Below are 25859 nucleotides of genomic sequence, written 5' to 3'. Positions count from 1 at the left end.
GAGGTAGAAAATAATGAAGCAGAAAGCAGAGCGATTATTGGTATTAGGTTTTGTCGGAGCACTGTTTCTACTCTCCTTCTTATTTTTCATTTTGCCTCATCAACGTTTCTCTGATTTGGAAAACAGATATTTACAAAGTGCGCCCCATCTAACTTGGGATAACTTATTGTCCAATAAATATGCAGAAGATACAGAGGGTTTTGTAACCGACCATTTTCCTTTTCGGGATAAGTGGCTGTCGATCAAATCAACTACAGAAAAATATCGGTTGCAGCAAGAAAATAACGGAATCTATAAAGGAAAAGACGGCTATTTATTTGAAAAGTTTTTAGAGCCTGATTATACGAAGATTCAGCAATATACAGAGTCGGTAAACCAATTTGCAGGCAACCACCCGGGGGTGAATATGGGCTTCATGCTTGCGCCAACATCGGTAGGTATTTATCCTGAAAAGCTGCCATGGTTAGCGCCTTCGTATCCTCAAAAGAAGGTAAATCAATTTATCGGTAATCACTTGCGGAATGGGTTAACCTTTATTGACGGCTTTGACTTCCTGGGTTCCCATGCTTCTGAGTCAATTTATTATCGGACCGATCATCACTGGACGACATACGGAGCTTATTTGGCATATGTTGCTTTTGCGGAGCAACAAGGGTGGCATCCTCTTTCGCAGAAAGATTTTCTGATACAAACAGTGAGCAATTCGTTTCTAGGGAGCTATCATACAAGAGGGCAGTTTAGTGGGCTAACTCCAGATACCATCCAGGTATATATCCCTCTTAACCCCAGCCCTACGGAGATGTATATAGCGGATACAAATCAAACGTTGACGAGTATGTATGATCCGAGCTTTCTAGCAAAGAAGGATCAATATTCCTATTTCCTAGGTGGTGTTCATGCTTTGATGAAGCTTACAACTAAGCTTGACTCGCAGCAGATTGACCAAGATAAGCTGTTAGTCATTAAAGACTCATATGCACATAGTGTGATTCCTTTTCTTACAAGACATGTATCAGAAATTCACGTTATTGACATTCGGTATTATAACGGAAGTATCTCGGAGTATATATCCAAAAATGGCATCAAAGATGTTCTGTTTTTATTTAACACATCTACTTTAGTCGGAGATACATCTCTTTTGAAGCTAAATAACTAGAAATTTTTAGACACGACACAATGAACCGTATTATATTATGGAAAAACGAGATACTTGTATAAAGTGTCTTTTTTTATTTGTATGGATCAATTTAACATTTCTTGATGATTGAAATGTGGAAATGTGCTTATAGCAAAGCATAGCAAAGCATAGCAAAGTAAAATACTGTATCTTATATAAGAAAGAAAAAAATTCATTTTCAGGTGATACTAATGATTTCTCCAACTAACAATTTCACTAAATATTTTACTAAGACAAAGGGAGTTACATTGATCCTTACTGCCCTATTCACAATGGTTGCAAGCGAAATTAAAGTAATTCCCTTTGACGAAGAGGCTTTTCGTTTTGGATTAGGAAGTATTGCTTTCTTTTTGCTAATTCTGATTTGGACACCAGTCTCTATTATAAGAACAGGCATCGTTACAGGCTTAACAGTTGTTTGTTTTCGTCTATTTAAGGATATATTACTTGATGAGGTACATATATTTATCAGCTTTAAAAACCACTTACCTGCGTTTTTATTTTATTTTTTATTTTCAGCAGGCTTACACTTGATAAGAATTGAAAAGTATAAAGCATTTCCATTTGTTTTGGGGGCATGGGCCGCTTTGTTTGAATTCATCGGAAACTGTACGGAACAGCTTACGAGGTATGGTTTGTTGCACCATGCCAATATAGGTTTTCGGGACTTGTCCTTGATAAGTGGGGTTGCATTGTTCCGTAGCTATTTTGTTGTGGGATTATATAGTTCCATTACAATTTCTGAACAAAAGAAACAGATGCAAGAAATGCTGAGAGTAGGTTCTGATTTATATGCTGAAACGCTTTATTTGCAAAAATCAATGAACCATATTGAACAAATTACTGCCTCTAGTTATGATTTGTATCGGCAATTAAAAAAGAAAGAATTGGATCCTTTGAGTATTCAAGCATTACGTATCGCCCAGGAAATTCATGAAGTAAAAAAAGATTCTCAACGGATTTTATCCGGACTTACTAAAATAACTGTACAAAATAAAAATCAGCCTTCTTTTCTTTCGGATATTATTAACCTCGTTCTGAATGCAAATGAAAAATACAGCGAATTATTAGGGAAAAAGATTACTTTTCAACTAACGATGCCGATTAATTTTGAAACCGATGAACAAATTGCTCTTCTTGCTTTGTTAAATAATGTAACCGCAAATGCCGTTGAATCGATCATAGATAAAGGTGAGATCAGTGTTGGAATATTCGAGGAGTCGAAAAATACTTGGTTCATTATAAAAGATTCAGGTAAGGGTATTCTAAAAGAGGATATACCCATCGTCTTTGAACCAGGTTACACGACAAAATTTAACGACCAAGGCGTTGCAGCAACAGGTATCGGATTATCTCATGTAAAAGAGATTATTTATATGCTGAAAGGACAAATTGAGATCGAAACACCAGCACAAGGCACTATTTTTCGAATCTCCATTCCAACTGAAAACATACGAAAGCGAGTGGAATAATACTGCGTTATTTTATAGTAGATGATGATACAGCTAGTAGAACTATGCTAAAGAAAATAATATTGGAAGGAAATCTTGGTTTTGTCATAGGAGAGGCGGAAAGCGGAGCAAGTTGTATATCCTCTGTCATTAAAATGCAACCAGATGTAGTTTTAATCGATTTATTAATGCCAGTATTAGACGGTATTGAAACGATTGAACAATTAAGGAATCAAGGATATCAAGGTCAATTCATTATGATCTCTCAAATTGTTAACAAAGAAATGGTGGGAGAAGCTTATGAAAAAGGGATAGAATTTTTTATACATAAGCCCATAAATCGCGTGGAGGTACAAAGTATTCTAAAAAAAACTGCTGAGCAATTTCGTCTAAGAGATTCTATACTATCTATTCGGGAATCATTAGAAAAAATTGGTCCGAGTCAAATTGGGAAGAGAAAGCAAAGTGTAAAGGAAATCGTACTGTCTATACTCAACGATATGGGTATTATTGGAGAAGCAGGAAGTGACGATATTGTATCTATTATTGAATTTCTCATGAACCAACGTGAAGCAGCTGCTCAATTACCACCTTTAAAAGATTTATACGAGTCTGTTGCTACCAAGACAAAGTCCCATCTAGTTGATGTGAGAAAGGAAAGCAAGGCAATTGAGCAACGCATACGTAGAACGATTCTGGTAGCGGTAAATAATTTAGCTTCTTTAGGCTCAATTGATTATACAAATCCCGAATTTGAATACTATGCTCCTCGGTATTTTGACTTTCAAGAAATTAGAAATCAAATGATACATATAAGAGAAAGTAGCAAAGAGGAGGCAAAGGTAAAAGTTAATAGTAAAAAATTTCTTCAAGTGCTGTATTTAGAAACAAAGGACAAATTCAACCTTCAAGGTGAAAATAAATAAAATTATTAATGTCGGATTTTGTCGGATTTTATAAGTCCCTTTTATAATATTGTAAAAGCTATTTTGTATATAAGAAAGCGTTTTCAATATAAAAAGGGGTGTTTTAGATGAAGAAAAAGTTTAAGTTTACTTTGGCATATCAAATTCTTGTCGGGCTCATACTAGGAATCTTTGTAGGAGCAATTTTTTTCGGAAATCCTGCAGTAGAAACTTATTTGCAACCGATTGGAACCATATTTATAAATATGATTAAAATGATTGTAGTCCCAATTATTATTTCTACTTTAATCTTAGGAGTTGCGGGGACGGGAAGTATAAAGCAGTTAGGTAAATTGGGTGGAAAAACGCTAATTTACTTCGAAATTGTTACAACGATCGCGATTGTTGTTGGTTTACTGGCGGCAAACATCTTCCATCCAGGTGCTGGGTTGGATATGTCAACACTATCCAAAGGTGATATAGATCAATATGTTCAAACGAGTGAAGAAGTACAACATCATGGTTTTGCGGATGTAATTGTCAATGCTGTACCGAGCAATATTGTGAAAGCAATGTCGGAAGGTAATATGCTAGCGATTATCTTCTTTTCTGTACTTTTTGGGTTAGGTATTGCGGCGATTGGTGAAAAAGGAAAACCGGTGCTTGCATTTTTTCAAGGTACCGCGGATGCCATGTTCTGGGTGACGAATCTAATTATGAAGTTTGCTCCATTTGGCGTATTTGCTTTAATTGGTGTTACTGTTTCAAAATTTGGATTGGAATCGTTGCTTCCACTTGGAAAGTTAATGATACTCGTCTACGCTACGATGATCTTTTTTATAATTGTTGTGCTAGGTGGCATAGCAAAGCTGGTCGGTATAAACATTTTTCATCTTATTAAAGTATTAAAAGATGAACTGCTATTAGCTTATTCCACTTCAAGCTCCGAAACAGTATTGCCGAAAGTGATGGAGAAAATGGAGAAATTCGGGGCTCCAAAAGATATTGTATCTTTTGTTGTTCCAACGGGATATTCTTTTAACTTGGATGGATCCACCCTATACCAAGCTATTGCAGCGATTTTTATCGCGCAAATGTATCATATTAATTTGAGTATTACGCAGCAAATTACATTAGTTTTAGTATTGATGGTTACATCCAAAGGAATCGCTGGGGTTCCAGGAGTTTCTTTCGTTGTCTTACTAGCTACTTTAGGAACTGTAGGTATTCCTCCTGAAGGACTTGCATTCATTGCTGGTATTGACCGTCTTCTTGATATGGCACGTACAGTGGTAAATGTAGTAGGTAATTCTCTTGCTACGATTGTAATGTCTAAGTGGGAAGGGCGATTTGACACGGCGAAAAAAGAGGAATATTATTCTTCCATTGAGTAAGCGCACAAATAAGATAAAAATAAAACCGACTATCCAATTTGGGGGTCGGTTTTTTTTGGTGTTTAATGAAAATTGTTTGAAGTAAAGGGTGACAATAGTAAGCCTTTATTTTTGTTATAAACATATAGTATTAAAAAATAGAAAGGAAGGTGTAAAAATGGATGACAATAAAAGAAAACACAGTCATCACCACGATCGAAAAAAACAACTAAATTTTCTCGTTTTAATGGTTGATCAAGAGCGTTATCCTTCTGTCTATGAAACACAGGAGTTAAAGGAATGGCGGAAAGAAAATTTACTAACCCATGAATTATTAAAAAAGAACGGAATGGAATTCTTAAATCATTATGTAGGTAGCAGTGCCTGCTCTCCAAGTAGAGCAACATTATATACCGGGCAATATCCCTCACTTCACGGGGTAACACAAACTCCTGGAGGAGCAAAAGGTTCATTTGATCCAGATCTATTTTGGCTTGATCCAAACACGGTGCCAACGATGGGAGATTACTTTCGAGCTGCGGGATATAATACTTTTTGGAAAGGGAAATGGCATGCTTCGGATGAAGATATATTAATTCCAGGTACTAAAAATCAGTTTTTAAGCTATAATCCGATAACAGGAGTTCCAGATAAAGAAAAAGAAAAAATGTATGAAAAGGCGAACCGTCTCGATACTTTTGGATATTCCGATTGGATTGGACCAGAGCCTCATGGGGCAAATCCACGAAACTCTGCCTCTTCCGCAAGAATTGGTACGAGTGGACGAGACGAGGTGTACGCTAGTGAAACTGTCCAGTTAATCAATTCACTGGATGAAAAGTCAATGTGTCATCATGAAGATAATCCATGGTTTATCATGTGTTCCTTTGTAAACCCTCACGATATTGCAATTTACGGGGTACTATCAGCAATTTCTCCAAACTTTAACTTTGAAGTGGATCCAACGCTTCCATACATTCCGCCTGCTCCTACAGTTGGGGAGTCTCTTCTTACTAAACCTACCGCTCAAGAAAGTTACCGCATCACATACCCCAAGGTATTACAACCAATTATTGATAACAATTTCTATCGCCAACTATACTATAGCTTAACAAAAAAGGCGGATCAGGAAATGCATAAGGTTTTCAAGGCACTTCAACAATCCAGTTTTTATGAGAATACGATTATACTATTTACATCCGATCATGGAGAACAACTGGGGGCACACGGTGGGCTCTATCAAAAGTGGTATAATATGTATGAAGAATCTATTCATGTCCCATTGATTATTTATAATCCTACTCTTTTCCCACAACCAGCTTGCACAGAAATGTTAACAAGTCACGTAGATATTCTACCTACGTTGTTGGGGCTAGCAGAGATAAATGTAGAACAGATTCGTAAAAAGCTTTCAAACGATCATTCGGAGGCGCAATCATTAATTGGAAGAAATTTAACGCCACTAATTAAAGGACATGAACACTTCTTCCGAGCAAATGAACCTATCTATTTTATGACAGATGATGATGTCTCGAAAGGTTTAAATCAAACGAACCCGGTTACTGGAATACCTTATGAATCAGTAGTCCAACCAAACCATATCGAGGCAGTGATTGCGACATTAGAGACGGGAAAAATGAAAGAAAAGGAGAATTGGAAACTAGCTCGTTATTTCGATAATCCAATGTTTTGGTCGAGTCCAGCTAATGTTGACATAACAATAACCGAAGAAAACAATCTTTGTGTGACGACAATAAAAGAAGAGCCGATTCCAGAGCAATTTGAGTTATATAATGTGACAAGAGACCCGTTAGAACAGGTAAATTTAGCTGACCCTTCGCTTGCAACAACCGAATCGGCCATCATCCAACAAATATTAACAAAGACGCTGGAACAACAATGTAAGCAAAAAAGACTTTCACCAACTAGTTGAAAAGTTTTTGGTATGTCTTGAAAAAGAGAGTTGATAAGCTTAACTCTCTAGAAGATGATATTCTATCGTTTTTACTAGAAGAATAAAAAAGTATATAAATTTTTATGCAATGAACAGGTTTATTTCCGCTTCAGGCTGACGCTTTCCAAGGGGCATGCATCAATTACATGAATCAGTGGTTGCATGATTATAGTAGGTGGTACTAGAGAAAGATAGATAGTATCCATAGGCAAAGAAGGCTTGAGCGGACGAAACTGCATCTTCGTCCGCTTTTAAAAGAATAGGAAAGGATTTATTTACAAGAACAGATTAGTAGATTTAAAGTATAAATACTTCCGTCTGTAATTTATATAGGAGTTTATCTTCAGATAAAATCCCCCTTTCGTTGACAGAAATCTATTGTTATTGTAAACTATGAACAATAATTGAATACGACCTCACTTTATTTGTGGGGTAGAGGCGCGATATTTAACAGTCCTTAGTGGAGTTTGAGAAGCCATGATTCTAGGGAGAAGGAAATGTCGCCGAAGTTTGTAATAGTTCTCCGTATTACTTGCTGGGTCTGTAGTTAAGAACTGCAGGACTGCCATTATAAACATCCCGGTTTATAATGGTGTGCTATCTCATTTGGGAAAAGTAGAGGATTTAGGGCAACTATGCATATTGCGACCTGAGTTCATCTCAGGTCTTTTTTTGTATAGATTGTCCTTTTTTCGTACCTAAACACATAAACTAAAATTAAAAGGGGAGAAACAATGATGAAAAAGAAATTATCAATATTTATTGGGCTATTCCTTACGACAATGTTGTTATTGGCAGGATGTGGAACGAGTTCAAATAATGGTACAGGTTCTTCTAATACAAAAGAAAAAGATACATTTACGATAGGATTGGAAGCTGGATATCCACCATTTAACTGGACACAATTAGATGATTCAAATGGTGGAGTAAAGTTGGATGGTAATGCGGAATACGCTGGTGGATACGACGTAGAAATAGCTAAAAAGATTGCGGATGGTTTAGGGAAGAAATTAGTGATTGTGAAAACGGAATGGGATGGCTTAGTCCCTTCATTAGAATCAAATAAAATTGATGCAATTATTGCAGGTATGTCTCCAACAGCTGAGCGTAAAAAGACAATCGATTTCTCTGAAAACTACTACACATCAAACTTTGTAATGGTCGTTAAAAAAGGCGGACCTTATGAAGGAGCAACTTCTATTCAAGATTTTAGTGGGGCAAAAGTAACTGGTCAGTTGAATACTTCTCATTACGGAGTAATCGATCAAATTAAAGGTGTAAAAAAACAACCAGCATCGGATAACTTTCCTGCGATGCGCGTTGCATTGGAGTCAGGTGTAATTGATGGGTACGTATCTGAACGTCCTGAAGGAATTAGCGCTTCTTCCGCAAATCCAAATTTTGCAATGGTAGAATTTGAAGATGGATTCGTTGCGGATGAAGAAGAGACGGCAGTAGCGGTTGGCCTTAAAAAAGGTAGTAAATTAACAGAAAAGATTAATGAAATATTAGCAAAAGTCTCTGAAGAAGAACGTCAAAAAATTATGGATAAAGCAATTCAAAATCAACCAGCTGCTAAATAATGAAGAATGCAAACCGGCTGTTACTTTTTGCAGCCGGATTTGATATGTAAAGGAGGGAAAGTATGAGTATCGAGTGGATTATATCAATGATTATTGATAATTGGCCATTATTTCTTCGTGGAGCAGGTATGACCCTCTTAATCTCCATAATTAGTACTATTATTGGTGCGATTATAGGTTTGCTAGCAGGAGTTATTCGTACAATACCAACACCTGAAAGAAAAGTAAAACGAGTAATTTTAAAAATAGTGAATATAATTCTTTCCGTATATATAGAGTTTTTCCGTGGAACTCCAATGATTGTACAAGCAATGGTTATATTTTATGGTTCCGCTATGGCTTTTGGTGTAGACATGGACCGAACTGTTGCAGCTATATTTATCGTATCTATTAACACAGGATCTTATATGGCAGAAATCGTTCGTGGTGGGGTTATCTCTATTGAAAAAGGGCAATTTGAAGCAGCTCAAGCAATCGGCATGAATCACTTACAAACAATGTTTCAAGTTATTTTACCGCAAGTGATTCGTAATATTTTGCCAGCAACAGGTAACCAATTCATCATTAATATTAAAGATACTTCCGTATTAAATGTAATAGGAGTAACGGAACTATATTTCCAAACAAAAACTGTTGCAGGAATTAGTTTTAAATATTTTGAGCCGTTTTTCGTTGCGTGTATTTTGTATTTTGTCATGACCTTTACGGTAACGTTAATTTTGCGATATATTGAAAGAAAACTAGAAGGACCAGCAAATTACAGTATGATTGGTCAAACAACGCAAATCACACTGCCAAAAAACAATGCTGGAATTCAGTAAACAAAGGATGATAAAGTATGGAAAACGTGATTAAAGTTCAACATTTAAACAAATCCTTTGGAACGCATGAAGTATTAAAAGATATCGATTTTTCCGTTGAAAAAGGAGAAGTAGTATGTATTATAGGTTCCTCTGGATCGGGTAAGTCCACTCTTCTTCGTTGTATTAATCTTTTAGAAAAACCAAGTGGTGGACAAATTATCTATCATGGGGAAAATATTTTAAATGATAAACATGATATTCATGCATATCGGACAAAATTAGGAATGGTTTTCCAGCAGTTTAACTTATTTAATAATCACAATGTATTGAGCAATTGTGTTGTTGGACAAGTGAAAGTACTGAAACGTTCTAAAGAAGAAGCTGAAAAAACAGCGCTAAAATATTTAAAAGTCGTTGGTATGGATCAATACGTGAATGCAAAACCAAGCCAATTATCAGGTGGTCAAAAGCAGCGTGTCGCAATTGCTCGAGCATTATCGATGGAACCAGATGTTATGCTATTCGATGAGCCTACTTCTGCGCTCGATCCTGAAATGGTAGGAGAAGTTCTGAAAGTCATGAAGGAACTAGCTGGAACAGGACTTACCATGTTAATAGTTACGCATGAAATGGAGTTTGCAAAAGAAGTTTCGGATCGAGTAGTATTTATGGACAAAGGGGTAATTGCGGAAGAGGGACCACCAGAACAAATCTTTAATAACCCTACTCAAGAGCGTACGAGAGAATTTTTAAAACGAACTTTAAAATAATTGTGTTAATGTTATGGTTTCATAGGATATTTTTATGGCTTCCCTTCAACACGAAGAGGAAGCTTTATTTATTATGTAGAGGATGCGAATAAGGCTCCTCTTTTTCGTGTTGAAACGTATTTCATACTTTTAACACAAAGTTTGGTTATACTAAGTGATGTAAATTTAATTTAGGAGGAATTTTTATGAAAAAAATAATATTCATTGCATTTGTTTTTATGTTTACATTTGCAAATAGCGCTTTTGCACATACGGGGTTAGAGGATTCCAATCCTGCAAGTGGAGAAGTAGTGACAGAACAATTGAATGAAATTACATTAACTTTTGAAGGGAAATTAGAACAAAGTAGCACGTTTGAACTAAAAAGTTCAACTGGCGAAACAATTCCTGTCGACAATATGACGATAAATGAAGAAAAACTGAAGGGTAATTTATCCACACCTTTGGACAACGGAAATTATGAAATAAACTGGAATATTGTTGGAGCAGACGGACATCAGATCGAAGGGAATATACCTTTCACTGTAGAAGTTCCCGCATCTTCTGAAGCACCGGTGGAAGGTGAAACATTAGAACAAGCAAATACAACTTCAGCACCTGCTGCTACGCCAACAACAGTAGAACAGAAAGAGGAAGTTAAATCATCTTCCAATGTAGTGCCTTTCGTTGTAATTGGGTTAATCGTAATCATTGGTGGGCTTTTCATCTGGTTGCGTAGAAAGAAATAAGATAGATTCATGATTACGTTAAGTGAAATTTTAGTATATCTTTGTTTTTCGCTTTTGATTGGTAGCTTTCTTATTGCACTTGTGCCGAGCACTTTGAAACCAGAAATAAATGTACAGAGAAGGTTACAAGTTATTGCTACGATAGGAATTGCATTTTTTTCTTTTATTCCTATTTTACTACTAGTGTTAAATTTGAATAGAGGAAATGATTTTGTGGGGACACTTCAAATGGTTCTTTATACGTTTGAAGTAGGCAAAGCGTGGATTTTTACTTTTTTAGTAGCTATCATATTGTTCATCTTCCTTCTATTTTTTGAGGATCACACAAATCGTGCGTATTCAATTGGAGGACTTATCCTTACATTTTTTTTAATTTTGGGATTAGGTTGGGCAAGCCACGCGAGTTCTATTGAGCACCTAAATGGGTTTATTACACATACTACCCATTTTACAGTGGTTACAGTTTGGATTGGTATTTTACTAATGGTAAGTTGGTTTTCAAGAGGTTTTTCAAATTGGTTGAACTTCTTAAAATGGTTTACACCGGTTGCATCAGCATGCTTCGGTATAACGATTATTTCTGGATTGCTGCTTATGACGTTTGTAGTTGATTTTGCTGCTTATACAGACTCCTGGATGCTACCATATGGCCAACTTCTGTTGATTAAACATCTATTAATCATTCCATTACTTGTGTACGCAATTATAAATGGCGTATTCATCAAAAAGAAACTACAAAATGACCCTAGCTTTAATCCGAAACCTTGGGCTAGAGTAGAAAGCTTATTAGTGTTACTCATTTTTTCTGTCACTGCGGCACTTGGCCACCAATCACCACCAAGTGAAAATACGTTCAAAAATGAAGGACCTTCCAAATTATTCAGCTATTTTTATCAAGGACAAAGTTTACAAGTGTTTCGTGTAGAACTAACGATAAATGCGACAGGCTTATCCCTGTTATTATTAGCGATTCTGTTCATTGGATTAACTGTCTACGCGTTTCTTAAAAAAGCTCCGCCATTCATAACGTTTATACTGAGTATTCTATTCGTGTTTTCTAGCTATTTAGCGTTAATATGGAGTATTAAATAATCAAGAGGCTATCCTAAATATATAGGATAGCCTCTTTATTAACTGGATAATTTCGGTTAATCAACACATGTGAATTGAAAATATTATAATTTTGAAGGAATGGCTTCAATAGTAGATGCAACTTTTGAAATAACAAGTTCACTTCCAAGGAGAGGAGATTCTTGAGAAGCAGCTTTTGAACCTGGCTCAGGTCGTTTATGAGATTCTTTAAATGCGTCACTATTTTTCCAAGCTTCAAAGGCCTCAAGGTTTTCCCAGTACATATTTACGTTTAACTCATCGTATTCTGTTAGGTTTTGTGTAAGAGTTACTTCTACTTTTACAAACCCTTCCATTTCTTGTAATGCACCTGGCTTAGTGAAATTAGGAGCCATTTTTTCTGCAAAGCCTAATTTTGTTCTAATTCTGTTTGTTACGATAAACATTTCGCATTACTCCTTTATAGTTAAATTATTTTTTAGTATATCACTTTTTCATAGAAAAACCTTTTCTCAAGATTTATTAGGAAATGTCATTGAGTTGCTATTTACTTATATTTTCTTCATTTATTAGTAAAACATATTTGAAATTTATGCTAATCTAATTCATTATTAATAATAGACAGTCTTTTCGTAATTAAAAGTATAAAATTGCGCAAAAGAAATATGTTCTATGAAGGAAGAAGCTTGTGAAAGAGGATAATATTACTCGTATAAACCTAGATGGTAGAGAATTGATACTTATTGGCACTGCGCATGTATCTAGGCAAAGTGCAGAACAAGTAAAAGAAGTAATTGAAGCAGAAAGACCAGACTCAGTTTGTATTGAGTTAGATGAACAAAGATACCAGTCCGTTATGGATAACAACAAGTGGAAAGAAACAGATATTTTTAAAGTAATTAAAGAAAAAAAAGCGACATTGCTATTAATGAATCTAGCTATATCTTCATTTCAAAATCGTTTAGCAAAACAGTTTGAGATAAAGCCGGGACAGGAAATGATTCAAGGGATTGAATCTGCCAAAGAAACAGGTGCAAATCTCGTGCTAGCAGATCGCAATATACAAATTACCTTTTCACGCATTTGGCATAATCTTGGTTGGTTAGGAAAGGGACAGCTTCTCACTTCTGTATTCTTTAGCATCTTTAGCAGAGAAACGATTTCCGAGGAAGAGCTTGAAAAAATGAAATCACAAGATACGCTTAACGCAGTTCTTGCTGAGTTTACAGAATCTTTTCCTAAGCTAAAAACTCCTTTAATCGATGAACGAGATCAATATTTAGCACAAAAGATTAAAGATGCACCGGGGAAAAAGGTAGTTGCTGTATTAGGTGCTGCGCATGTACCAGGTATTACGAAAGAGATTCATAAAGAACATGATTTAGTAGGCTTAGCTCAAACTCCTCCAAAATCAGTTGTTCCTAAAATACTGGGTTGGATAATACCGGTTCTTCTTATTGCCATTGTAGCTTACACGTTTATTGCAAATCCGACAGCAGGGTTTGACCAAGCACTGAGTTGGATATTATGGACTGGTACTACCGCAGCTATTGGAGCAGCTATTGCATTTGGGCACCCGCTTGCAATATTATCTGCTTTTATTGCGGCTCCCATCACTACTTTACATCCTTTAATAGCATCGGGGTGGGTATCGGGAATTGTCCAAGCTTATTATCGTCGACCAAACATTGGAGATTTTGAAACTCTTTCAGAAGATGTATTTACAGTAAAAGGATTTTGGCATAATAAGGTTACACGTATTTTACTAGTAGTTGTACTAACTAATCTAGTGGGGTCTTTAGGAGCTTTCATAGGCGGGGCAGATGTTATTCGGTTATTCTTTAAAAATTTTTAGTAAGGTTTATTTGAGCTAGAATAGACAGTATAAAAATCTCCTTTATTGCGGTTTGAAAGTCGCAATAAAGAAGATTTTCTTTTTAAATTGGAGTAGGAGCTGGTTTACCAAAGTAGTATCCTTGGAATAGTTGATAACCGATTGCTTTCAACCATTCAAAGTCTTCTTTTTCCTCTATTCCTTCTGCTAAAGGGACAGATTCTACTTGGAGAGCCTTCTCCAATGACTTTAAAGCTATCTCCTGTTTGGAATTATCACTCGCTACACCCTGCACATATTTCATATCGAGCTTCATGTATTTTGGCTTAATATCTTCTAACATTTCCAATGTATTATAGCCTTCACCAACATCATCTAGTGCATATTGAAAACCTTTTTCTTTATAATAATTTAATATTCTCTTTAAATGATCTCTATCTTCTACTTGTTCTGATTCTACAACTTCAAAAACTAGTTGAGCTGGGTCCACGCCTAGTTCATTTGCTAGATTAGTAGTGGATTTCAAGCAAAATTCTGGCGAATAAATAGAGGTAGGAATGAAGTTAATAAATGCTTTCTTATCTTTTAAGCGAGCAGCATATTTTACTGCAGTCATCCTACACACACGGTCCAGAGCATACAAACGACCTCTTTCCCTCGCAGCAGAGAAAATCTCATTTGGATAAATTAACATTCCGTCTTTATTTTGAAATCTAGAAAGTATTTCATAAGCAAATGTATCTCCCTTTGCATCTACAATGGGTTGATAATAACAAATTAGCTGCTCATTTTTAATGATTTCATCAATCCACTGCATGTCCAAAACATTCTCAATCTCTCTAAAAGGTTTCCACTCTTTATTTGGAACTATAAACGACACATCATTTGGATTCATATGGTCTTTGCAAAAGTCGATAAAATCATTTACTTCAGATTCTTTTAGTTTAAAGTCGTTGCCCTTAATATCAACCCATATATTCCTTCTTTTCAAATGCTGAATTACTTCTGGCATCATTGCTAAATTAACTGTTCCTTTTACCCTAAACGTAAACATTAATTCATCTACTGTGCAATTATTACATTCCAAATCTCAGCCACCTCTTTATAATTTACTTATTGTTCCTCATTATGAAAATATTTTTACAGTAATTTTGATTATAAAGAAATATCGCTTATTAACATAATTTAAAGTCTTGAACATTATAAACTATTTCTAAAACTATTTAATCGAAACTAATATACCCGTAAACACAATTATTTCATATGGTGTTATCGTAATAAAAAAAGCCAACTATCTCTAGAGAATAGTTGGCTAATGGTTTTAAGTTTTATTTCTTAGTGTCTGTATCTTTATCTTCTAATTTAAACTCTTCTTTTACATCTTCTACTATATCTTTTGTGGAATTTTTGAATTCTTTCAATGTTTGTCCAACCGCTTTACCTAACTGAGGCAGTTTAGCTGGTCCGAAGACGATTAAAGCAATGACTAAAATGATTATTAAACCTGGTACGCCAATGTTTTGCATGGTTTGTTCCTCCTTGGGTTGTGTAATAACTTGTTCAGTGGCGAAAGTGCCTAATTAGTTCACTTACTTAAGTAGAACATAATACTAAATTACTCTTCTAAATCCTCTATAAGTATCTTTTTAGTTTGTTGTTTTTTATAAGACCAGTTAGATACGAAAACACTAATTTCAAATAATATTAGCAACGGGATGATAATGATGATTTCAGACAAAAAGTCAGGAGGTGTTATAGCAGCCCCAACTACTGCAAGTACAATGTAAGAAATCTTTCTCATTTTTCGTAATCTATCAGGCGTTACTATTCCTAATTTCGTTAAGAATAAAACGATGACAGGTAACTCAAAAACGATACCGACTGGAGTAATCAGATTAAACATGAAAGTAAAATATTGTTGCATTCCGTATGTCTCTACAGCACCAATAGAGTCATTAATACTCTTCATAAAGTTCAACATTAACGGAAATAAAATAAAATAACTAAAACTAATGCCAGCTAAAAACAAGAAAAAAGAGATCGGAATAAAGTAAATCGTTCCTTTTGATTCCTTTTCCAATAACCCAGGCTTTACAAATAACCAAATTTGGTACATTGCAATGGGCAAAGTAATTAATATAGCTAAAATTAAAGCACATTTTATATAAATCATTAAACCATCTGTATAGCCAAATACATTCCACTCTACGTGAGCAGCTGTAGGTTGTTGTTTAAGAAAATGTAATGTTTTTGGTGCCATCCAAAATCCCAAAGCGAGTGAAAGCACAAAGGTTGCAATTATAATAATGAGCCTTTTACGTAATTCTGTTAAATGTTCGACTAGTGTCAATTCAGGTTCTTGTGTCATTTGCTTGTACCACCCCATTTTTGTGCAAATAAAGTGAAATATGTTATGTGAATAAAAAAACTTTTTGACTAAGTAATATAACCAACTACATAGAGAAGAAGTTGAGTTTATACTACCTAAACATTATACCTCTTGAAAAGAATTTGTAAAATAAAAGTACTCTTTGTTTTTTGAACAAGTGAGAAAAATGTGTCTAAAGAAAAAAATATATACGTAATTAATACATGAAAAAACTCCTGTATCATTTGTAAGCAATTCAGGAGTTTTTCATTATATTTATATTTAGCTTTGAGTAACTTCGTCTTGATATACCGGTACCCAGCCTTCTGTTGTTACAAAGATACGAACGGCAACTACTTTACGGTCTTCTGAAAGTGTGAAGTAATGCGTGATGTTTTCTGGAACTGAAATTAAATCTCCTGGTGATAAATGTACTTCGAAGAAACTTTCGTCTTTTCCTTGGATAATGAATACCCCGTGACCACTAACAATGTATCGAACCTCATCATCTGTATGAAGATGTTTGCGTTCGAAGTTTTTTAATAACTCATCTAAGTTAGGGTTAGAATCAGATAAAGATATAACATCCGATGCTTTATAGCCACGACGATTTGAAATAGTATCAATTTCCACTTTAAAAGCGTGTAGGATTTGTTCTTTTTCTTCATCGCTAAGGTCAAATTTTTCACGAAGAGGCTCAGGTAATTTTTCGATATCCCAATGCTCGTAAATAACTTCCTGTTTTTCTAAAAAAGCTGCAACCTCGTTCTGCTCTTCAATTGTTTCTCCAATTCCTTGAAATTTAATGATCGCCATATAAAATCTTCCTTTCTTATATAGATTGTATTTGATGTAATGTTAATTGATATTGAAATAAAAACTCACAAGCTTCCAGCAGCTTCTTAGCTTCGAAAGCATCCTTACCCCAAACGGTAATACCATGATTACGAATTAATACTGCACCTTTGTTGGCATGTATATGTGACTTAAACTCCTCAGCTAATTGTGGAATATGGGCATGGTTTGGAATGATCGGGATAGTGAGTATATCGTCTTCCTCCCACATTCCAAAAGCTTTAATAAGCTCTTGATCTTGAAAATCAATTTTACCTTGCTCACCGTACAATTCGGAAATAACGTTATTTGCAACTGTGTGCACGTGAAGACTACATCCAGCAGAGGTCGTCGAATAGATAGCACAATGTAGTAATGTTTCGGCTGATGGCTTAAGATCCGTATTTTGGGCTGGATTTCCACTTGCATTTACGAGTAAAAAGTCTTCTGAAGTTCTCTTGTACTTATCTTTTCCACTAGCAGTAACTAAAAATTCAATTGGAGTGTCACTGACTTTTATAGCTAAATTCCCACTCGTTCCCATAAACCAATCACGAGCGGCTAATTCGTCCTTTATGTCGGCTAATTCTTCCCATTTAGTTTGGAATGTTTTCATATTTAAACACCTAGTCTTTTGTCGATGACATTTATGACATCATGGAAATTTTCAAATGGCTCATACGAAATATGTAATTCCTCGCATTTTTCAATGAGAAAGTCTCGAGCAATGACAACGTCAGCCAATTTGGCTGCTTCAAGATCTGTAATGGAGTCACCAATTACAATACTTAAAGCATTACTTCCTTTAAGCTTACGAATAATTGAAGGTTTACAGCAACCACAACCTTGGCTTGTACATTGCTCATCACAGCCATGTGGGAACTTGATTTGAATGTTTTCCCCTGAAAAATCCGATTCATTGCAATAGATACCAGAAAATGGGCCGAATTTCTCAAGCATTGGCTCGACAAAAAAATCTATTCCACCACTAACGATATAAAGTGGGATCTTGTTTTTTCTTGTATAAGAAACGAAATCAGCAAACCCATCACGAATTTGTGCATCCTCGAGCAAATAAGAAATAAGTTGATCTTTTAAGGAAACAGGTAATAGAGCAAACATTTCTGCTACACCTTCACGAATAGACTGTCGTTGTCCTAAAATATTCTCCTTAATCGGCAAGTATTCAGGAGGAGCAAACTGTTTCATGATGGAGATAATATTGTCTTTATTTGTAATCGTGCCATCAAAATCACAAAAGATGACTAGTTTATTCATAATGCTTACCCCCATAGTTCCAATGCTATTTTTAATTCAGCATGCTGTTCAGCTGCTTCTGCAAGAGGAACTTCTTCAATCACTGCTGCTACCGCTTGTCTAAAAGCGAGTACTCCTCCAATCGCACCTGCGGGATGACCATGTACTCCACCACCAGCATTGATAATACTATCGATTCCATAGTCGGCCATTAAAAGAGGGACTAAACCAGGATGAATACCTGCTGACGGGACTGGGAAAGTTCGTTTCACTGCACTTGCTTTCGTCAATTCTTCTCCTAGGGAAAGAGCAGTTGTTTTTTCAAGTGCAACACTTCCGTAAGGGGAAGGAAATAATGAAAAATCTGCCCCCGCATATCTTGTTAATTTACCAAGCAAAAGCGGAGTTGCAACCCCATAAAATGGGGAAGAAGTGAATGCACCACTATAGGCAGGATGAGCCATTATAGGTAATTGGATATTATTGTCTTCCGATAATTCTTGCAGTACATCTAGTCCATATGCATGAACATTTAATAATAGTGCATCAGCGCCAAGCTCCTTCGCTTTTTGTGCTTTTGCTTTCAATTCAGATGTTCGGCCAGATAGATTCACGGCATACATTGTCCGGTTTCCGGTTTCTTCATACACTTGGCGCAATACTTCTTGAGCAGTTGTAATACGTTTTTCAAAAGGAGTGAGTGGGTTTTCAAAAAGAATTTCATCGTCTTTTACGAGATCGATTCCACCGAGAGCCTGATGTCGAAGCTGTTCTGCTAAGTAATGAATATCCCGACCAATTACTCCTTTGAATATACTCATGATAAGTGGGCGATTATACACTCCTAGCTGGTCGCGGATGCTATCGATTCCAAACCTTGGTCCTGGAAATTTAGCCAAAAGTTCTGGAGAAAATTCTAAGTCAAGAAGCTTCACTTCACCGTCTAACGACAGTTTGCCAAATACTGTAGTTAAAATAGCAGGAAGATCTGCTGAAAAATTGGCACTAGGATAATTTATTTTTATTTCTGCTTTGATTTGATCTGATTTTTGTGGATGTAGAATATGCTCGAATTCAGTAATCGAAACAACATGACCTTTATGTTTTATTAATTGTTCTTGTTCCAGTAATGGTAAGTCTGTCCAGGATCCTATGGTTAAACCAAGAGCAATACCGGCTGCTTTTTTTTCAAAAGAACCGGGCTTACCATACAGTTGGTAAAGCGCTGACACTCCACTCATTCATCATCACATTCCTTTAAAATAAAATAAAAACCTCTTCAAATAAGAAGAGGTTAAAGGTTTAACGACTTCTTATTTCTCAGTCCATTGACTGCAAGAATTAGCACCGTGTCCATTAATTGGACCGGTTGCCGGGTATCGTAGGGCTTGTCCCTCCACCTGCTCTAAATAAGAAAAATTTATTCAATTGGGTTCACTTTGTATTGTCAAATTAATTACGATTATTTCATGCTCTTAGAAAATTGTCAATACAGTTTTTAGAATGTTTATTGTATTAAAAAAATGGTTGACAGTTCTTTTTTAAATATGCTAGGATTCATTTCAAACAGCATAAAGTTTTTACGTAATAGCACTCTTATCAAGAGCAGGCTGAGGGTAATGGCCCTTTGAAGCCCAGCAACCGACCGTAATACCGTTGTGAGACGGGGCGCATTTCGCGCCGAGATGAAAAATCTCGTAGGGCACGGTGCTAATTCCATCAGAAAGATAACTTTCTGAAAGATAAGAGGCGAGAGATCTCTTATTCTACGCCTCTTTCTTTGGAAAGAGGCTTTTTATTTTGTAGAGGAAAGGTAGAGAAGAATGACGATAGATACGAAAAAACAATACGAATCATTAACAGAAGAGCGTGCGATTTTATATGCAAAAGGATTGCACATTTTTTCAGACGATGCGGAGTTACATTGCAGAGAAATTGGTGATGGCAATCTAAATTATGTATTTCATATTAAGGATGCAAAGAGCAAAAGAAGCCTTATTATCAAACAAGCATTGCCCTATGCCAAAGTAGTTGGTGAAAGTTGGCCACTTACGTTAAAGAGAGCGATTATTGAGGCAAATGCATTAAAGAAACAAGCGGAGTATGTACCAACTTTGGTTCCAACTGTATACGCTACTGATGAAGATCTTGCAATAACAGTTATGGAGGATTTATCCTATTTGAAAATTGCACGAGAAGGATTAATCCACCTTGAATCTTACCCGAAACTGTCGAAGGACATAGGTGAGTATCTTGCTCAAACGCTGTTTCATACGTCAGATTTTGCATTACACCCATTTGAAAAAAAACGATTAGTGTCCGAGTTTTCAAATCCAGAGCTATGTAAAATCACGGAAGATCTTATCTTTACGGATCCATTTTTTGATCATGAAACAAATGATTTTGAACCTTCGTTGAGAGCGGAAGTAGAGGCTGTTTGGAATAATGAACTTCTAAAGCTCGAAGTTGCGAAATTGAAGAGAGGTTTCTTGACGGAAGCAGAAGCTTTGCTTCATGGTGATTTACATACGGGAAGTATCTTTGCTAGTGAAACGGAAACGAAGGTAATTGACCCAGAGTTTGCTTTTTATGGTCCTATTGGATTCGATATTGGGATATTTTTAGCAAACTTAATCGTGCAATCTATTACTAGAGAAACAGAAGCGCGAAATACTATTCTTCAACATATCGAACAAACCTGGGAAGTGTTTTCTTCGAATTTTTCAACACTTTGGAAATCAAAAAGTATTGAATCCTATAAAGATACGAAGGGATTTGAAGAGTACGTATTAGATAAAATTTTTCGTGATACGCTCGGTTTTGCTGGTTGTGAATTAATTCGAAGAACAATCGGGTTAGCTCATGTGAAGGATTTAGATGCGATTGCAGAAGAAGAACAAAGACTTCATTTCAAAAAACAGGCATTACAAGTAGGAAAGGCACTTATTTTAAAACGTTATGATTTACATTCTATTGATGCAGTAATCGCGTTACTGGAGGAGTTGCACAAATGAGTATTCCGTTATCTATCGAGTGGAGCAATGGTCAGCTTAGAATTTTGGATCAGCAGAAGTTACCTCTAGAGATTGAATATGTAGCACTGGAAACATTGGAGGACGTGTATGACGCAATTATCACGTTAAAAGTAAGAGGTGCACCTGCTATTGGTATTACAGCCGCATACGGATTAGCTAAAGTAGCGCAGCATTACGAAACGAATACTTTAGAAGAATTTCTAGAACAACTAAAAAAAGACGCAATATATTTAGGGGATTCGAGACCAACTGCAGTCAACTTAGTTTGGGCTCTAGATCGTTTGCGTAGCGCTGTTCAACAAACTGTAACTATACAAGAAGCGAAGAACCGTCTCTTAGAGGAAGCTGTAAATATCCACAAAGAAGATGAAGTTTCATGCCGAAATATTGGCGAGTTTGCTTTATCTTTGCTTGAAAATCATACGAGGGTAATGACCATTTGTAACGCAGGATCCATTGCAACTGCAAAATATGGAACCGCACTAGCACCATTCCATCTCGGAAGCGAACAAGGAAAACAGTTTCAAGTATACGCATGTGAAACTAGACCAGTATTTCAAGGTTCACGACTTACCGTATGGGAACTTCAGCAATCTGGTGTAGATGTCACACTTATAACAGATAGTATGGCTGCGCATACAATCGGTGCAAAAGGAATTGAAGCAATTATCGTTGGCGCAGACCGAATCGTAGCTAATGGCGATACAGCGAATAAAATCGGAACACTCAATTTAGCTTTATTAGCGCATGCATTTAACATTCCATTTTACGTGGCTGCACCTTCTTCTACTTTTGATTTGACGATTCAAAACGGTAAGGAAATACGGATTGAAGAGCGTCCAGCAGAAGAAATAACACATGTTGCAGGGAAACTAGTTGCCCCGCCAAATACAAAAGTCTTTAATCCTGCTTTCGATGTCACACCAGGCAAATATATTACAGCAATCATTACGGAAAAAGGAATCATTTATCCAGAATACAATAAAAACATTCCCATAATATTGGATACAGAAAAAGGAGCAAAATTATGAAGAGAAAAGCAAGTTGGTTACTATCAGTTTTATTAATTACTGGAGTCATCTTAACTGGATGTCAGCCAAAAGGCGATGCGAAAGAAGCTACATCAACATCTGCTACGTCGAAAGCTTCAAATAATCCACTAGCTGGTAAAAAAGTTGCTTTAGTGATGCAACAAAACCTTGGTACATTCTCAGCTCAATACATTGAAGGTATAAAAGAGCAGGTGGAGAAATTTGGAGGTACTGTTACCGTATTTACTTCTGAAGGGGATTTAGCAAAAATGGCTTCTAATCTCGATGCAGCAGTGAACCAAGGAGTAGATGGAATCTTAATCGATCACGGTACAAAAGAAGCGCTTAATCAAGGTGTACAAAATGCGATTGATAAAGGAATACCAGTGGTAACTTTTGATGCAGGTGTGGAAGTGAAAGGAATAACAGAATTACAACAGGGCGACCAAAAGATGGCCGAAATGACATTAGATAAATTAACAAAAGATACAAATGGAAAAGCAAACATAGTAAAAATATGGGTAGCGGGTTTTGCTCCGATGGAAAGAAGACAAGCTGCGTATAAACAATTTCTACAAGCAAACCAAGGGATAAAAGAAATTGCTACTTTCGGAGCTGCTACTCAAAATACAGCTTTAGATACACAAGCTCAAATGGAAGCAATTTTAAAACAATACCCAAACAAAGGTGATATCACGGCTGTTTGGGCAGCGTGGGATGAATTTGCAAAAGGTGCAGTACGCGCTATCGAACAAGCGGGAAGAACGGATATTAAAGTCTATAGCATCGATATGAGTGATGAAGATTTACAAATGATCCAAAAAGAAAATAGTCCATGGGCAGCTTCTGCTGCTGTGGATCCAATGGATATAGGACGAATCCAGGTTCGCTATTTATACCAAAAAATTAATGGAGAGACACCAGAAGATAAAGTTGTACTAGAACCAGTTTTTGTAGATGTACAAAAGCTTCCAAAAGAAACGGTGACGACGAATGATTTACACAAGTATATCGAAGGTTGGGGAGCAAGTGAACAAGGGTACACAGATGCATTGAAAGAGTTAGAAAATCAATAACATCAACTAATTGCAGCTGTCCTTCAAAGTGGGCAGCTTCTTTTTAACAGAAGAAAAGAAAGGAGAAACGCTATGATAAATTCTTTTCTTTCAATGAATTCAATACATAAATCATTTGGGAATGTGACAGCACTTGAGGATGCACAATTTCACTTAGCAAAAGGTGAAGTGCATGCATTACTCGGTGTAAATGGAGCGGGAAAGAGCACGCTAATAAAAATCTTATCAGGTGTATATGAACCTGACGAAGGAGAAATTTTGTTGGACGGAAAAAGTATACGACTTCGTTCACCGAAAGCTGCAAAAGATCATGGAATTTATTGTGTTTATCAAGAAGTGGATACCGCGATCGTTTCCGAATTATCGGTTGCAGAAAATATAATGCTCGATACAATCGCTACTAATAGCCATTTTTTCATCTCAACACCGAAGCTACATAAGGAAGCGAAAAATGCACTGAAGCAATTGCAAGCGGAGGATATAGATGTGCAACAACCAGCATTTAAGCTTACTTTAGCAGAAAAACAATTAGTATTAATTGCACGAGCGCTTGTTAGCTCAGCAAAAATTATTATTTTCGATGAACCAACAGCACCTTTGTCGCTCCATGAGTCGAATAAGCTGTTTACAGTTATTCACAAACTAAAAAAGCAAGGAGTCGGTTGTATATTTATTTCACATCGACTACCGGAAGTATTCCAAATTAGTGACCGCATTACTGTATTGCGTGATGGAAGATTAGTAGAAACTTTTCATACAAAAGATGCTCAACAAGAAGAGATTATAGAAGCGATGCTAGGTACTTCTTTTAATCATGAGCAAGTTGACAGAAATTATTCTATAGGAGAAACGTTACTCTGTGTAAGTAAATTATCAGACGGTCAGAAGCTAAAAGATCTTACCTTTACTGTTTCAGCAGGAGAAATTGTTGGGATTGTTGGACTTGTCGGTGCAGGGAAAACAGAGCTTGCGAAAGCCTTATTTGGTTTGGGACAACTGAAAAAAGGGATTATTGAGTTTAACGGTAAGAAGTTTGTTGCAAAACACCCGGGAGATGCAATAAAAGTCGGGATGGCACTTATTCCAGAGGAACGTAGAAAAGAAGGGCTTTTTGTACACGAGTCATTACAAACGAATGCGTCTTTTCCAAACTTAAGCAAATTTTCACGCCTTCTATTTATGAGTAAAAGAGCAGAAAAACAGTTCGCAAAGGAAATCATCCATCAATTACAAATTAAAACGGATAACACGGAAACACCGCTTACGCATTTAAGTGGTGGAAATCAGCAAAAAGTAGTTATTGGAAAATGGATTTCACGTAACTCCAAATTATATTTATTTGATGAACCGACCAAAGGTGTCGATATCGGTGCAAAACAGGACATTTTTAAGCTAATTCGTGGCCTGGCGGAGAGCGGAAAAGGATGCCTTTATTTTTCGAGCGAAATTCACGAAGCAATTGGTATTTCGGATCGTATTTTGGTCATGTATAACGGTCAATTCGTGAAGGAATTTTCACGTGAAGATGCGACCCAAGAAAGGATTTTTTTATATGCAAGCGGGGGAAAAGAAGAATAAGTTACAAGAGAAAGGAATTCAATTTTTATTTAAATATGGAGCAATCGCTTTATTATTTATAATAATTTTGTATTTTAGCTCCATTAGCAATGCTTTTTTTACATATGCAAATCTCACAGACATACTACGTTCTATATCCATCGTTACTCTTTTAGCTTTAGGTGTCACTTTTACACTAGTTGTGGGTGGTTTTGATTTGTCTGTTGGTTCTACTATGTCGCTATCAACTGTCTTAACAGCCTCACTGATGGTATGGTATGAAATGCCGCTTTGGTTAGTATTAATATTACCTATACTAATTGGCGTGTTAGTTGGACTACTCAATAGTTTCCTTATAGTGGTAATAGGTATACCAGATCTACTCGCAACACTAAGTATGATGTATATTGTTGCAGGTTTTCATCGTACATATACGGAAGGTTACTCTATTTATAATAATATGCCACTTACTTCCGGAGGCACTGCAAATGGTCAATTATCCGAAGCGTTTCTTTGGATTGGTCAAGGTAGGATGCTTGGGCTACCTGTTCCAGTATGGATTATGCTTGTAATGGTTTTGATCGCATATGTTGTACTCCAACATACACGTTGGGGACGCGTACTTTATATGACGGGTGGTAACGCGGAAGCTGCAACATTATCAGGAGTGGATATACGTAAAGTAAAATGTTCCGCGTACGTGATATCTGGGATTTTTGCTTCTATGGCAGGTATATTATTTACGGCACGAGTTGGCTCAGGTCAAATTGACGCGGGAGCACCACTTTTAATGGAAGCGGTAGCTGCGGTCTTTGTTGGATACTCAGTCCTTGGAACGGGAAAACCAAATGCAATTGGTACATTTTTTGGAGCAGCGGTAATTGGCATTTTGCTTAATGGTTTAACCATTTTGAATTTACCGTACTATGCATTTGATATTATTAAAGGAATCGTTTTAGTTTCAGCACTCGCTGTTACGTATGTTTACGCAAAAAAACGATTTACCCAAACTTAATAAATTTTGTGTCTCGAAGTACTTGTTTTCTGTGCAT

General features: G+C 36.3%; 24 protein-coding genes and 3 riboswitches. Of the genes, 16 read left to right on the top strand and 8 right to left on the bottom strand.

Translation table 11 applies throughout. The features are described 5' to 3' along the window. Positions 1–13 precede the first annotated feature (13 nt). The 10 genes from ACEPXG_RS19065 (at position 14) to ACEPXG_RS19020 (ending at position 11836) form a co-directional block, all read left to right on the top strand. Positions 14–1156, top strand: coding sequence for a DHHW family protein (locus ACEPXG_RS19065; protein ID WP_391205940.1), 1143 nt, complete (start codon positions 14–16; stop codon positions 1154–1156). Positions 1157–1368: 212 nt separating this feature from the next. Further along, complete coding sequence (locus ACEPXG_RS19060) at positions 1369–2649, top strand: sensor histidine kinase (protein WP_391205937.1); 1281 nt, start codon at positions 1369–1371, stop codon at positions 2647–2649. A gap of 2 nt (positions 2650–2651) precedes the next feature. Next, positions 2652–3554 carry a response regulator gene (locus ACEPXG_RS19055; RefSeq protein ID WP_391210014.1) on the top strand — a complete coding sequence of 301 codons (903 nt, stop codon included), beginning with the start codon at positions 2652–2654 and terminating at the stop codon, positions 3552–3554. 107 nt (positions 3555–3661) lie between these two features. Beyond that, positions 3662–4927, top strand: a complete 1266-nt coding sequence (locus tag ACEPXG_RS19050; RefSeq protein WP_391205934.1) for a cation:dicarboxylate symporter family transporter — start codon at positions 3662–3664, stop codon at positions 4925–4927. A gap of 157 nt (positions 4928–5084) precedes the next feature. After that, positions 5085–6839: a sulfatase-like hydrolase/transferase gene (locus ACEPXG_RS19045; RefSeq protein WP_391205931.1), complete on the top strand. Its 1755-nt coding sequence runs from the start codon at positions 5085–5087 to the stop codon at positions 6837–6839. Positions 6840–7285: 446 nt separating this feature from the next. Further along, positions 7286–7468, top strand: a riboswitch (Lysine riboswitch). A 129-nt stretch (positions 7469–7597) separates the two neighbouring features. After that, the gene (locus ACEPXG_RS19040) at positions 7598–8443 is read left to right on the top strand and encodes a transporter substrate-binding domain-containing protein (protein WP_391210012.1); all 846 of its coding nucleotides are present in this window, start codon (positions 7598–7600) and stop codon (positions 8441–8443) included. A gap of 62 nt (positions 8444–8505) precedes the next feature. Then, positions 8506–9264 carry an amino acid ABC transporter permease gene (locus ACEPXG_RS19035; RefSeq protein ID WP_391205927.1) on the top strand — a complete coding sequence of 253 codons (759 nt, stop codon included), beginning with the start codon at positions 8506–8508 and terminating at the stop codon, positions 9262–9264. 17 nt (positions 9265–9281) lie between these two features. Beyond that, positions 9282–10016, top strand: coding sequence for an amino acid ABC transporter ATP-binding protein (locus ACEPXG_RS19030; RefSeq protein WP_391205924.1), 735 nt, complete (start codon positions 9282–9284; stop codon positions 10014–10016). 185 nt (positions 10017–10201) lie between these two features. After that, positions 10202–10744, top strand: coding sequence for a copper resistance protein CopC (locus ACEPXG_RS19025; protein ID WP_391205921.1), 543 nt, complete (start codon positions 10202–10204; stop codon positions 10742–10744). A 9-nt stretch (positions 10745–10753) separates the two neighbouring features. Beyond that, the gene (locus ACEPXG_RS19020) at positions 10754–11836 is read left to right on the top strand and encodes a copper resistance D family protein (RefSeq protein WP_391205919.1); all 1083 of its coding nucleotides are present in this window, start codon (positions 10754–10756) and stop codon (positions 11834–11836) included. Positions 11837–11919: 83 nt separating this feature from the next. Here the strand turns inward: ACEPXG_RS19020 and ACEPXG_RS19015 are convergent, their stop codons facing one another. Continuing rightward, positions 11920–12261 (bottom strand): heme oxygenase, encoded by a 342-nt coding sequence (locus ACEPXG_RS19015; RefSeq protein ID WP_391205916.1) that lies wholly within the window; start codon positions 12259–12261, stop codon positions 11920–11922. A 242-nt stretch (positions 12262–12503) separates the two neighbouring features. Between ACEPXG_RS19015 and ACEPXG_RS19010 the strand changes: the two genes are divergently transcribed. Continuing rightward, positions 12504–13670 carry a TraB/GumN family protein gene (locus tag ACEPXG_RS19010; protein ID WP_391205913.1) on the top strand — a complete coding sequence of 389 codons (1167 nt, stop codon included), beginning with the start codon at positions 12504–12506 and terminating at the stop codon, positions 13668–13670. A gap of 82 nt (positions 13671–13752) precedes the next feature. Here the strand turns inward: ACEPXG_RS19010 and ACEPXG_RS19005 are convergent, their stop codons facing one another. The 7 genes from ACEPXG_RS19005 to ACEPXG_RS18975 form a co-directional block, all read right to left on the bottom strand. Beyond that, on the bottom strand, positions 13753–14736 hold the full coding sequence (locus tag ACEPXG_RS19005) for an EAL domain-containing protein (RefSeq protein WP_391205910.1): 984 nt from the start codon (positions 14734–14736) through the stop codon (positions 13753–13755). A gap of 241 nt (positions 14737–14977) precedes the next feature. Next, on the bottom strand, positions 14978–15175 hold the full coding sequence (gene tatA, locus ACEPXG_RS19000; RefSeq protein ID WP_391205907.1) for a twin-arginine translocase TatA/TatE family subunit: 198 nt from the start codon (positions 15173–15175) through the stop codon (positions 14978–14980). An 89-nt stretch (positions 15176–15264) separates the two neighbouring features. After that, positions 15265–16017: a twin-arginine translocase subunit TatC gene (gene tatC / locus ACEPXG_RS18995; RefSeq protein ID WP_391205904.1), complete on the bottom strand. Its 753-nt coding sequence runs from the start codon at positions 16015–16017 to the stop codon at positions 15265–15267. A gap of 282 nt (positions 16018–16299) precedes the next feature. After that, entirely contained in the window at positions 16300–16833 is a 534-nt protein-coding gene (locus tag ACEPXG_RS18990; protein ID WP_391205901.1) for a 1,2-dihydroxy-3-keto-5-methylthiopentene dioxygenase, read from the bottom strand. 16 nt (positions 16834–16849) lie between these two features. Continuing rightward, positions 16850–17467 carry a methylthioribulose 1-phosphate dehydratase gene (locus ACEPXG_RS18985; RefSeq protein ID WP_391205898.1) on the bottom strand — a complete coding sequence of 206 codons (618 nt, stop codon included), beginning with the start codon at positions 17465–17467 and terminating at the stop codon, positions 16850–16852. 2 nt (positions 17468–17469) lie between these two features. Beyond that, positions 17470–18129, bottom strand: a complete 660-nt coding sequence (locus ACEPXG_RS18980; RefSeq protein ID WP_391205895.1) for a 2-hydroxy-3-keto-5-methylthiopentenyl-1-phosphate phosphatase — start codon at positions 18127–18129, stop codon at positions 17470–17472. A gap of 5 nt (positions 18130–18134) precedes the next feature. Then, positions 18135–19349 (bottom strand): 2,3-diketo-5-methylthiopentyl-1-phosphate enolase, encoded by a 1215-nt coding sequence (locus ACEPXG_RS18975; RefSeq protein ID WP_391205891.1) that lies wholly within the window; start codon positions 19347–19349, stop codon positions 18135–18137. A 69-nt stretch (positions 19350–19418) separates the two neighbouring features. Beyond that, positions 19419–19524: riboswitch (SAM riboswitch) on the bottom strand. 177 nt (positions 19525–19701) lie between these two features. Beyond that, positions 19702–19857: riboswitch (SAM riboswitch) on the top strand. A 74-nt stretch (positions 19858–19931) separates the two neighbouring features. Here ACEPXG_RS18975 and mtnK point away from each other — a divergent pair. The 5 genes from mtnK to ACEPXG_RS18950 all read left to right on the top strand — a co-directional run bounded on the left by mtnK (position 19932) and on the right by ACEPXG_RS18950 (position 25822). After that, positions 19932–21122, top strand: coding sequence for an S-methyl-5-thioribose kinase (gene mtnK, locus ACEPXG_RS18970; protein ID WP_391205888.1), 1191 nt, complete (start codon positions 19932–19934; stop codon positions 21120–21122). Then, positions 21119–22174 carry an S-methyl-5-thioribose-1-phosphate isomerase gene (gene mtnA / locus ACEPXG_RS18965; protein ID WP_391205885.1) on the top strand — a complete coding sequence of 352 codons (1056 nt, stop codon included), beginning with the start codon at positions 21119–21121 and terminating at the stop codon, positions 22172–22174. The genes mtnK and mtnA overlap by 4 nt, the downstream gene beginning before the upstream one ends. After that, positions 22171–23250, top strand: a complete 1080-nt coding sequence (locus tag ACEPXG_RS18960; RefSeq protein WP_391205882.1) for a sugar ABC transporter substrate-binding protein — start codon at positions 22171–22173, stop codon at positions 23248–23250. Before mtnA ends, ACEPXG_RS18960 begins: the two co-directional genes overlap by 4 nt. A 72-nt stretch (positions 23251–23322) precedes the next feature. Continuing rightward, positions 23323–24828, top strand: coding sequence for a sugar ABC transporter ATP-binding protein (locus tag ACEPXG_RS18955; protein WP_391205879.1), 1506 nt, complete (start codon positions 23323–23325; stop codon positions 24826–24828). Further along, on the top strand, positions 24803–25822 hold the full coding sequence (locus tag ACEPXG_RS18950) for an ABC transporter permease (protein WP_391205876.1): 1020 nt from the start codon (positions 24803–24805) through the stop codon (positions 25820–25822). Before ACEPXG_RS18955 ends, ACEPXG_RS18950 begins: the two co-directional genes overlap by 26 nt. The last annotated feature ends 37 nt before the right edge of the window (positions 25823–25859 follow it).

The sequence above is a fragment of the Psychrobacillus sp. L4 genome (assembly GCF_042944905.1).
In the GTDB taxonomy this organism is placed as follows: Bacteria; Bacillota; Bacilli; order Bacillales_A; family Planococcaceae; genus Psychrobacillus.
The sequence above is the reverse complement of the archived record's forward strand: the minus strand, read 5'-3'. Positions and strand labels throughout refer to the sequence as shown.

What these genes read in the sequence shown, in the direction of transcription:
- ACEPXG_RS19065 (WP_391205940.1), top strand. Translation starts at nt 14, where the DNA reads ATGAAGCAGAAAGCAGAGCGATTATTGGTATTAGGTTTTGTCGGAGCA.
- ACEPXG_RS19060 (WP_391205937.1), top strand. Translation starts at nt 1,369, where the DNA reads ATGATTTCTCCAACTAACAATTTCACTAAATATTTTACTAAGACAAAG.
- ACEPXG_RS19050 (WP_391205934.1), top strand. Translation starts at nt 3,662, where the DNA reads ATGAAGAAAAAGTTTAAGTTTACTTTGGCATATCAAATTCTTGTCGGG.
- ACEPXG_RS19045 (WP_391205931.1), top strand. Translation starts at nt 5,085, where the DNA reads ATGGATGACAATAAAAGAAAACACAGTCATCACCACGATCGAAAAAAA.
- ACEPXG_RS19040 (WP_391210012.1), top strand. Translation starts at nt 7,598, where the DNA reads ATGAAAAAGAAATTATCAATATTTATTGGGCTATTCCTTACGACAATG.
- ACEPXG_RS19035 (WP_391205927.1), top strand. Translation starts at nt 8,506, where the DNA reads ATGAGTATCGAGTGGATTATATCAATGATTATTGATAATTGGCCATTA.
- ACEPXG_RS19030 (WP_391205924.1), top strand. Translation starts at nt 9,282, where the DNA reads ATGGAAAACGTGATTAAAGTTCAACATTTAAACAAATCCTTTGGAACG.
- ACEPXG_RS19025 (WP_391205921.1), top strand. Translation starts at nt 10,202, where the DNA reads ATGAAAAAAATAATATTCATTGCATTTGTTTTTATGTTTACATTTGCA.
- ACEPXG_RS19020 (WP_391205919.1), top strand. Translation starts at nt 10,754, where the DNA reads ATGATTACGTTAAGTGAAATTTTAGTATATCTTTGTTTTTCGCTTTTG.
- ACEPXG_RS19015 (WP_391205916.1), bottom strand. Translation starts at nt 12,261, where the DNA reads ATGTTTATCGTAACAAACAGAATTAGAACAAAATTAGGCTTTGCAGAA.
- tatA (WP_391205907.1), bottom strand. Translation starts at nt 15,175, where the DNA reads ATGCAAAACATTGGCGTACCAGGTTTAATAATCATTTTAGTCATTGCT.
- tatC (WP_391205904.1), bottom strand. Translation starts at nt 16,017, where the DNA reads ATGACACAAGAACCTGAATTGACACTAGTCGAACATTTAACAGAATTA.
- ACEPXG_RS18990 (WP_391205901.1), bottom strand. Translation starts at nt 16,833, where the DNA reads ATGGCGATCATTAAATTTCAAGGAATTGGAGAAACAATTGAAGAGCAG.
- ACEPXG_RS18985 (WP_391205898.1), bottom strand. Translation starts at nt 17,467, where the DNA reads ATGAAAACATTCCAAACTAAATGGGAAGAATTAGCCGACATAAAGGAC.
- ACEPXG_RS18980 (WP_391205895.1), bottom strand. Translation starts at nt 18,129, where the DNA reads ATGAATAAACTAGTCATCTTTTGTGATTTTGATGGCACGATTACAAAT.
- ACEPXG_RS18975 (WP_391205891.1), bottom strand. Translation starts at nt 19,349, where the DNA reads ATGAGTGGAGTGTCAGCGCTTTACCAACTGTATGGTAAGCCCGGTTCT.
- mtnK (WP_391205888.1), top strand. Translation starts at nt 19,932, where the DNA reads ATGACGATAGATACGAAAAAACAATACGAATCATTAACAGAAGAGCGT.
- mtnA (WP_391205885.1), top strand. Translation starts at nt 21,119, where the DNA reads ATGAGTATTCCGTTATCTATCGAGTGGAGCAATGGTCAGCTTAGAATT.
- ACEPXG_RS18960 (WP_391205882.1), top strand. Translation starts at nt 22,171, where the DNA reads ATGAAGAGAAAAGCAAGTTGGTTACTATCAGTTTTATTAATTACTGGA.
- ACEPXG_RS18955 (WP_391205879.1), top strand. Translation starts at nt 23,323, where the DNA reads ATGATAAATTCTTTTCTTTCAATGAATTCAATACATAAATCATTTGGG.
- ACEPXG_RS18950 (WP_391205876.1), top strand. Translation starts at nt 24,803, where the DNA reads ATGCAAGCGGGGGAAAAGAAGAATAAGTTACAAGAGAAAGGAATTCAA.